At 69.3% G+C, this 8018-nt stretch carries 10 protein-coding genes; 3 read left to right on the top strand and 7 right to left on the bottom strand.

Going from position 1 to position 8018, the window contains the following annotated elements; translation table 11 throughout:
- From TX76_RS06890 to TX76_RS06880, 3 genes are all read right to left on the bottom strand, one after another.
- Positions 1 to 955, bottom strand: a 955-nt coding sequence (locus TX76_RS06890) for a DHH family phosphoesterase (protein WP_049900815.1), incomplete at its 3' end; no start/stop codon positions are given.
- A gap of 77 nt (positions 956 to 1032) precedes the next feature.
- A complete protein-coding gene (locus TX76_RS06885) occupies positions 1033 to 1461 on the bottom strand; it encodes a universal stress protein (protein ID WP_049900812.1) in 429 nt (142 codons plus the stop codon).
- A 24-nt stretch (positions 1462 to 1485) separates the two neighbouring features.
- Positions 1486 to 1932 (bottom strand): universal stress protein, encoded by a 447-nt coding sequence (locus TX76_RS06880; RefSeq protein ID WP_049900810.1) that lies wholly within the window; start codon positions 1930 to 1932, stop codon positions 1486 to 1488.
- A gap of 159 nt (positions 1933 to 2091) precedes the next feature.
- Here TX76_RS06880 and TX76_RS06875 point away from each other — a divergent pair, with 159 nt between their 5' ends.
- On the top strand, positions 2092 to 2598 hold the full coding sequence (locus tag TX76_RS06875; protein ID WP_079890769.1) for a universal stress protein: 507 nt from the start codon (positions 2092 to 2094) through the stop codon (positions 2596 to 2598).
- Positions 2599 to 2807: 209 nt separating this feature from the next.
- Here TX76_RS06875 and TX76_RS17540 read toward each other — a convergent pair whose 3' ends face one another.
- The 3 genes from TX76_RS17540 to TX76_RS06865 all read right to left on the bottom strand — a co-directional run bounded on the left by TX76_RS17540 (position 2808) and on the right by TX76_RS06865 (position 3892).
- Positions 2808 to 2945, bottom strand: a complete 138-nt coding sequence (locus tag TX76_RS17540; protein WP_154019026.1) for a hypothetical protein — start codon at positions 2943 to 2945, stop codon at positions 2808 to 2810.
- A gap of 69 nt (positions 2946 to 3014) precedes the next feature.
- Positions 3015 to 3533, bottom strand: coding sequence for a GNAT family N-acetyltransferase (locus TX76_RS06870; protein WP_049900807.1), 519 nt, complete (start codon positions 3531 to 3533; stop codon positions 3015 to 3017).
- Positions 3530 to 3892 carry a universal stress protein gene (locus TX76_RS06865; RefSeq protein WP_049900804.1) on the bottom strand — a complete coding sequence of 121 codons (363 nt, stop codon included), beginning with the start codon at positions 3890 to 3892 and terminating at the stop codon, positions 3530 to 3532. The genes TX76_RS06870 and TX76_RS06865 overlap by 4 nt, the downstream gene beginning before the upstream one ends.
- A 99-nt stretch (positions 3893 to 3991) precedes the next feature.
- On the opposite strand from TX76_RS06865, the gene TX76_RS18635 reads away from it, so the two are divergent.
- The gene (locus TX76_RS18635; protein ID WP_079890768.1) at positions 3992 to 4951 is read left to right on the top strand and encodes a DUF5806 family protein; all 960 of its coding nucleotides are present in this window, start codon (positions 3992 to 3994) and stop codon (positions 4949 to 4951) included.
- 4 nt (positions 4952 to 4955) lie between these two features.
- Here the strand turns inward: TX76_RS18635 and TX76_RS06855 are convergent, their stop codons facing one another.
- A complete protein-coding gene (locus tag TX76_RS06855) occupies positions 4956 to 5417 on the bottom strand; it encodes a DUF7529 family protein (protein WP_049900802.1) in 462 nt (153 codons plus the stop codon).
- Positions 5418 to 5498: 81 nt separating this feature from the next.
- On the opposite strand from TX76_RS06855, the gene TX76_RS06850 reads away from it, so the two are divergent.
- Positions 5499 to 7985, top strand: coding sequence for a dipeptide ABC transporter ATP-binding protein (locus TX76_RS06850; RefSeq protein ID WP_049900799.1), 2487 nt, complete (start codon positions 5499 to 5501; stop codon positions 7983 to 7985).
- Positions 7986 to 8018: the final 33 nt, after the last annotated feature.

Raw genomic sequence — 8018 nt, 5'->3', positions numbered from 1 at the left:
GCCCGCGGCCTTCGGATCGGCCGCCGCCGTTGACCTGGCCCGCGACCTCGTGACACCGCTCGAAGGTCTCGGTGCCGCGGATACTCGCCGATCCCGATGGTTTGACGATCACGGCGGCGTCGGTGCCGGCTCCACGGAGTGCCTCCGCGACCTCGTTCTGCGAGCACCGGCCGTACGTCACGCCGACCGTCCACGGGCCGATCTCGTGGGTTTCGGCCCGCTCGACAGCGCGCTCGATCAACGCCTCCTTCTCGACGCGCTGCTCGGCGAGGTACTCCTCGACCTCGGGCGGGAGATCGGGACCGTGCTCACGGACGATCTCCACGTACTCCTCGGGATCGCTCCAGTACGCGAAGTCGGCGAGGTCATCACTCCGAGGATCCTCGCGGAGCCAGAGGTCGTGATCGCGGGTCACGGCCGCGAGCTCCGCGTAGTGGGGATCGAACTCGTGATCGAGCGCGGCCAGCGTCACGTCGGCCGAGCACTCCTCGTCCGAGTCACCAACGACGAGTTCGGCTCCCGCCGCACGAACCCGTTCTGTGGTCTCGTCGGCCCACTGGTGGTGATCGAACCAGCGCACGCTCGACGCGCGCCCGACCAGACGCTCGAACTGGCCGGCGATGTAGCGGTACTCGTCGGGACAGAGATCACAGACGAACACCCGCGCGCCGGGCTCGACGTGATCGGCCACCCGATCGAGCGTGTCGCTCAGGTCGTGGGGGCTGGTCGGTACCAGCGCCCCAGCGCCGAACGCCTCGCGGAGTAGCGCGACACAGGCCAGTCCGTCCGCGTCGGGATCGGCGAGCACGACGGTGTCGGCCCCCGCGAGCGCTTCCTGTACCTCCCGATCGGCCCGCTCGGCGTCGAGCGAGTCGGGGTAGAAAAAGCCCTCGCCGGGGAGGACGGATTTCCGGGCGAGGTCGAGACGGTCGTCGTCGATGAGTCGGTCGTTCATGCCCGCCTCACGCTACGGTGGCCGAAGAACCCCTCGGTCCGCCGGGCGACGGATGTACCACCCCGCCAGCGACCGCGCTATGTGGCGTCGAGCTGGCGCACGGTGAGGACGGGGACTGGACAGCTCCGGACGACGGCCTCGGCGACGCTCCCGAGGACGAACCGGTGTTCGCCGTGGCGGCCGCGTGTCCCGGTCGCCACGAGGTCGGCGTCGTGTTCGCGCGCGTACGTCCCGATCTCGCTCGCGGGTCGGCCCTCGCGGACCGCGGTCGTGATCGCCCGGCCGCTCGCCCCGCGGACGTCTTCGAGCGCGGTCTCGCCGTCGGCTTCGAGCGCTTCGCGGAGGCGTTCGCGGACGTCGTCGGGCGCGGCGGCGACGTCGCTCTCCTCGACGACGTACAGCGCGTGGACCTCGGCCCCGAACCGGCGCGCGAGGTCGAGCGCGACGGCGGTCGCCCTGGCGACGCTCGCCGAGCCGTCCGTGGCGAGCACGACGGTGTCGATCATATGTCGGCTATCCGGCCGCGGGGCTTAAACGGTGGTGACCGTCACCGCGCCGTCGAACTCCAGGATCACCGACTGGGTGAGGTCGCCGAACAGCGCCTTCCCGGTGGGCGAGCGCTTCCGCCCGCTGATGAAGAGGTGATCGCAGCCGCGCTCTTCGGCGATGTCGAGGATGGTTTCGCGCTTGTCGCCGAGCGCGCCGAGGGCCTCGTACTCGACGTCGAGCCCCTCGAAGACCTCGCGGCCGATGTCGTCGGCGAACTGGCGCGCGCCCTCGCGCGCCTGGTCCACGCTGTACTCCGCGTCGTAGTTCGGGATGCTCGCGAGCGTGTTCGCGCGATCGCTGAACTCCTCCTCGGTGGTGACGTGCAACAGCACCAGCTCGGCCCCGACGCCCGCAGCCAGTTCGCCGGCCTCCCGAACGAGCCGTTTCGTCTCCTCGGTTCCCTCGACGACGGCGAGCGCGCACTCCATGCCACACCACCCGTCGTGTGTCATGGTAAATCCCCCGGTACTTCCGTCGCCGTCGACATCGGTCCGGGCGTTCGGCGAGCGCGTCGTCCCGTCGTCGGTCTCGAAGCCGACCGCCGACCCGAGGGGAGCGTTTTTGGGCCGGGCCCGCGACGTCCGCGTATGGACGCCGCAGCCGACCGCGAGCGCGGTTCGGATGGCTCGGTCGCCGACGCGCCGCACGACACCGATCCGTTCGACGTGACGACCGTGCTCGTCCCGGTCGACGGCAGCGACGAGTCGATGCACGCCGTCGAGTACGCGGTCGCGGTCGCCGAGCGCTACCAAGCCCGCGTTCACGCGCTGTACGTGCTCGACCCCGAGACCGTCCGCGGCACGACGGCCGACGACCCCGACGACGCCGCGATCGCCGCCACGAGCGAGGGGTTCATGGACGCCGCCCGCGACGTCGCGGCCGACCGCGTCGATCTGACCCACTCTTCTGCGTACGGGTTCTCGCCGACGATGAAGTCCCGCCACCCGGGGAGCGTGGTGCTCGACGCCGCCGCGGACGCCGAGGTGGACTTCGTCGTGATCGCGCGCGAGCCAGGTGGCGAGGCGAACGATCTCCTCGGCCGCGCGGCGGAGTACGTCCTCCAGTACGCCACCGAACCCGTCCTCTCCGTCTGAACGACTGTTGGACGTCCGCGGTGACCGCTCGTCTCACCGCGCCGAACGCCCCCTCGACGCGACGATCGAACCCACGAACGGCGTGACGCAGCAGCGGCTCAACGCTCGGTGGGCGGCTCGAACCGACGTTTCGGCCTGTGACGAGGACAGCGTTCCCCGTCGTGTGCCGATGAGCGATGCCGGTCGAAGTCGAGCTCCTCCCCCGCGGCTCACGCCGCGTGATGTACCGTCGTTCGTTCGTCCTCGTCGGGATGGGCGACCCGGATGTGTCTGCGAAGCGCGGCCTTGTCGTCGGAGTCGAGTTCGACGACCGTCTCGCAGAACGGACACTGCTGGTACGGCCCCATGACGAAACTGTTGACCGACGGCTATTGAATCCTCGGAATGTGCCCACATACCATACTATCGGTGTGCGTCTACAGCCGGATCGCCATTTCGGTCTCGAAGCTCTCGGTGTCTGCGGTCTCGAACCCCACCTTCCGGTAGAGCGCGATCGCGGCGTGGTTCCACCGCTCGACGGTAAGCCAGACCCGCTCGACCCCCTCGCGGCCGGCGTGACCGAGGAGCGCCGAGAGCAGTCGCGAGCCGATGCCGGCCGCCTGGTGGGTGTCGAGCACGAAGATGGCGAGTTCGAACGTGCCTTCGCCGTCGGCCACGAGCGTCGCGTGTCCCACGCACGCGTCGCCGTGGTACGCGACCACGTCGTGGCCCGACCCGAGAACGACGTCGAGCCACTCGCCGATCGCCTCCTCGCTCGCCGGCGGGATGCCCTGAGCGCGGTCGGCGGGATCGAACGCGACGTACATCTCGGCAAGCGCCGCGAACTCGCCCTCGTCACACACCGAGATCTCGATCTCGCGGCCGTGAGCGTCGGTGAAGCTCACGGGTGGGCGCTCGAACGGGCCGACGGGCTCGTCGGGGTACGGCCGGCTCATCGCGCGAGCGTGACCGAGGTCTCCGCGTTCAGGACGACGAACTCCGCGGTGGGCCCCAACCGAATTTTCCCCGTCGGCGTGCGCTCGCCGCCGCCGACGACGAGCCGATCGAACCCCTCGTCGTCCGCGAGGTCGACCAACCCCCCGCCGGCGTGGCCCTCGATCCGGCGGATCGGGGCCTCGATCCCCGCACCGTCGAGCGTCTCGCGCACGCGGCGCTCGACCCTTTCTGGATGATCGGTCTCGCCAGCGACGACCGCCGCGGTGAGTTCGTCGCCGGTCTCTCCGATCCGCGCGAGGATGCGCTCGAACGCCGCGAACGCGTGCTCGCTCCCGTCGATCCCCACCAGGACGTTCATACCCGCGCGTGGCGGCCTCGGGGCAAAACCGTTGCGCCCGCCTCCGCAGCGCGCGCCGCCGCCGACACGCTTTTTCGCGCCCCGGCCGCACTCCCGGCGATGACCGACGACTCCGCTTCTCCCGATCGCTCGCGCGACGACGGCGAGCGCGCGGACGATCCCCCCGACGTCGACGGAGCCGACGACCGGTCCGCCGAGCGGATCGACGAGCACTCCTCGAACGACGATCCGGCGAACGGCGATCCCTCCGACGACGAGCCTGCCGACGGATCGCCCGACGGCGAGTCTCGCGGTGCGACCACCGACGAATCGGTCACGGACGAATCGACCACCGACGAACTGACGACCGACGAACCGACCACCGACACAGCGGCCGGCGAATCGACTGCCGACACAGCGACCGACGAACCGGCCACCGACGCGGCGACCGCCGGCGACGACCCCTCCCGGTCGGCGGAGCCGTCGATCCCGGCGGATGTTCGGAAGTACGAGCGGTTCGCGAAGATGGACGGCGCGCGCTACGATCGCGCCAACGAGTTCCTGCGCGACCGGACGTACATCACCGCGCGCGAGTGGGCGATCGCGCGGCTGTGTGCCGACTTCCGCACCGAGACCGGCGTCGAGATGACCAAGATCGGCGAGCATCTCCCCGAGCTCGTCCCGTTCATGACCGACACCTACACGCCCCAGGCGGTGAACCAGGCCCGGGCCGCCTTCGAGGAGAAGGTCCGGATGGCCGGTGCGACCTTCCTCTACGGCGCGATGAGCGATTTCTTCACCGCCGAGGGGCTCGACGACGTGATGTACGAGGCGACCGAGGTGGCGAAGTTCCTCCTCGAAGTGGAGGGCGTCGATCTCGCTGTCGAGGACGAGCTGGCGGCCGAAGAGCGGATTTCGAGCACGATGCGCGAGGTCCGCATCCAGAGTGCGGCGCTGCGCCACGACGACCTCACCTGTCCCCACTGCGGGGAGTCGTTCGAGCCGGGCGACGCCGACGAGTCGACCGCGGACGGGGTCGAAATGGACGAGACCGAGGCCGACCCGAGCCCGTCCGGGTGACGGTTCAGTCGGTGAAGAACAGATCGGGGTCCTCGTAGGCGAACGTCACGGCCTCGTCGTTCGCGAGCGGGCGGATGTGGGTGTACATCCGACCCTCCTCGTGCGCCCGGCGTGCCATCCCGTCGGCCTCGCTCTCCTCGTAGTACGCCGGACAGCACACCGCCTGCTCGCTGTCCGGGTCTTCGAGCACCGCGAGCACGAAGGCGATCCCCGACTCGTCGGCGCGGTACACCTCGTAGGAATCGAACGTCCCCGCCGCGGCGAGGTCGGTGAGGCGCTCGTACTCGTCGCCGGGCACCAGGACGTCGAGCCCGTAGCGCTCGTCGTCCAGAACGGTGACGTCGCCGGGATGGAGTTCGAGGACCTCCCAGCCCGCCTCGCGGTACTCCGTGGCCGTGGCTTCCATGTCTTCCATGACCGCCTCCCACGGTTCGACGACCCGATCGAACGGGTTGTGCTCGGACATACCCCGTGTCGGGGCGGTGAGCGGCAAAAGGGTTCCTTTCGGTTGCGGCAAACCTTTATACCACGATTCCGAACCCCCGGCGTGAGCGATCTACTCTCGATTGCGGGCCTGCGGACCGAGTTCGCCACCGAGCGGGGGGCGGTGAAGGCGGTCGACGGACTCGATCTCACCATCGAACCGGGCGAGACCGTGGGCCTCGTCGGCGAGTCGGGGTCGGGCAAGTCGGTGACGGCGCTCTCGGCGATGGGCCTCGTCGACGATCCCGGTCGCGTGGCCGACGGGACGGTCGAGTTTCACGACGAGGACCTCGCACGCTCGTTCGCCGACGAGTACCGGGGCGAGTTCGCGGACCCCGAGGCGGGGACCGTCGATCTGACCCGCGCGCCGGAGGACGCCATGCGAACCGTACGAGGCGGCGAGATGAGCATGATCTTCCAGGATCCGATGACCTCGCTCAACCCCGCCGTCCCCGTGGGCGAGCAGGTCGCGGAGAGCCTGCGGCTCCACCAGTACGGCGGCCGGAAGAAGGACTCGTGGCTCAACGCGGTCCGCGAAATTCTCCCCAAGACCGGATCCGATATCGACGACGCGATCCTGGAGGACACGATCGAGATGCTCGCGGAGGTCGGCATCCCCGAACCCGCCGCGCGGGTCGACGAGTACCCCCACGAGTTCTCGGGCGGGATGCGTCAACGAGTGTTGATCGCGATCGCGCTCGCCTGTCGCCCTCAGCTCCTGATCGCGGACGAGCCCACCACCGCACTCGACGTCACGATCCAGGCTCAAATTTTGGATCTCATCAACGACCTCCAGGACGAGTACGGGATGTCCGTCCTCTTCATCACCCACGACCTCGGCGTGATCGCCGAAACTGCGGATCGGGTCGCGGTGATGTACGCTGGCGAGATCGTCGAGGAGGGCCCCGTCGAGGAGATCTTCGCCAACCCCTCGCATCCGTACACCTACACCCTGCTCGAATCCATCCCCCGCGAGGACACCGACCGGCTGACCCCGATCGAGGGCAACGTTCCCGACCTCGTCGACCTCCCCGACGGCTGTCACTTCGCGCCACGATGCCCGTGGGCCCAGCCCGAGTGCCGCGAGGGCGAGATCCCGTATCTCCAGCACGGTCCCGACGACGTCGACCACCGTTCGAAATGTATCCTGGAGGACTTCGATACGAGCGAGTACGGCGACGAAGAGGGGGCGGTGGCCACGAGCGAGCCCGTTTCCACCCAGGGAACGACCGAGGAGCCGCTGCTGGCTGTCGACGGCCTCAAAAAGCACTTCTCGCAGGCCGACGACCTGCTCGATTCGTGGCTCGCGCGCGAGCAGAAACCGGTACGCGCGGTCGACGGCGTCGACTTCGAGGTGTACGAGGGCGAGACCCTCGGCCTCGTCGGCGAGTCGGGCTGTGGCAAGTCGACGACGGGACGGACGCTCCTCCGGCTGCTCGAACCCACCGACGGCCGAGTGGTGTTCGCGGGCGAGGATCTCGGCGACCTCGACAAGGACGGGCTCCGAGCGAAGCGCCGCGACATGCAGATGATCTTCCAGGACCCGATGAGCAGCCTCGATCCCCGGATGACGGTGGGCGCGACCATCGCCGAGCCCCTCACGATCCACGACCTCCCCGCAGCCGAGTCGGACGACGACCGCTCGGACAGACAGCGACGCCGCGACCGGGTCGAGGAGCTCATCGAGGCGGTCGGGCTCGAAGTCGGCCAGTACGACCGATACCCCCACGAGCTCTCGGGCGGCCAGCGCCAGCGCGTCGGGATCGCGCGCGCGCTCGCGGTCGATCCCGAGTTCATCGTCTGCGACGAGCCCGTGAGCGCGCTCGACGTCTCCGTGCAGGCCCAGATCCTCAATCTCCTCGAAGACCTCCAGGAGGAGTTCGGGCTCACGTTCCTCTTCATCGCGCACGACCTCTCGGTCGTCCGCCACATCTGCGATCGCGTCGCGGTGATGTACCTCGGCGAGATCGTCGAGGTCGCCGGGACCGAAGAGCTGTTCGCCGATCCCAAACACCCCTACACCAGGGCCCTACTCTCGGCGATCCCCGAACCCGATCCGGCGGCCGCGAGCGACCGCGTTGCGCTCGAAGGCGACGTCCCGAGCCCGATCGATCCGCCCTCGGGCTGTCGGTTCCGGACCCGATGTCCGTCGGTGATCCCGCCCGATGGCATCGACGTCTCCCAGGAGGCGTACCGCGAGGTGATGGACTACCGCGAGCGCGTCGAGGACCGCGCGATCTCCGTCGAGTCGATCCGGGCGGAGGCCGACACCCGGACGGCCGAGGCGGTGGCGACCGACGGCGGGATGGACGACGCGAAGCGCACACTATGGACCCACTTCTTCGACCACGACGACGGGCTCGACGCCGAATCGCGCGCGACCGTCGAGACCTCCTTCGAGTACGTCGTCGACGAGGAGTTCGACGAGGCCGCGGACGTCCTCCGCGAGCGCTTCGAGAGCGTCTGTGAACGTCAGCGCCCCGCGCTCCAGGACGAGGCGCACCCGGCGGCGTGTCACCTCTACGACCAGCCCGACGACCCGGGCACGTAGCACCGGTCCCGCGCAAATTTTTCCGGTAGCCTT

It is taken from the genome of Halococcus agarilyticus (assembly GCF_000334895.1).
GTDB lineage: Archaea > Halobacteriota > Halobacteria > Halobacteriales > Halococcaceae > Halococcus > Halococcus agarilyticus.
Note: the sequence above shows the minus strand (reverse complement) of the source record. Positions and strands in the feature narration are given on the sequence as shown.

Coding starts and splice junctions, on each gene's coding strand:
- TX76_RS06870 (WP_049900807.1), bottom strand. CDS start 3,533: ATGAGCCGGCCGTACCCCGACGAGCCCGTCGGCCCGTTCGAGCGCCCA.
- TX76_RS06855 (WP_049900802.1), bottom strand. CDS start 5,417: ATGTCCGAGCACAACCCGTTCGATCGGGTCGTCGAACCGTGGGAGGCG.
- TX76_RS18635 (WP_079890768.1), top strand. CDS start 3,992: ATGACCGACGACTCCGCTTCTCCCGATCGCTCGCGCGACGACGGCGAG.
- TX76_RS06880 (WP_049900810.1), bottom strand. CDS start 1,932: ATGGAGTGCGCGCTCGCCGTCGTCGAGGGAACCGAGGAGACGAAACGG.
- TX76_RS17540 (WP_154019026.1), bottom strand. CDS start 2,945: ATGGGGCCGTACCAGCAGTGTCCGTTCTGCGAGACGGTCGTCGAACTC.
- TX76_RS06875 (WP_079890769.1), top strand. CDS start 2,092: ATGGACGCCGCAGCCGACCGCGAGCGCGGTTCGGATGGCTCGGTCGCC.
- TX76_RS06885 (WP_049900812.1), bottom strand. CDS start 1,461: ATGATCGACACCGTCGTGCTCGCCACGGACGGCTCGGCGAGCGTCGCC.
- TX76_RS06865 (WP_049900804.1), bottom strand. CDS start 3,892: ATGAACGTCCTGGTGGGGATCGACGGGAGCGAGCACGCGTTCGCGGCG.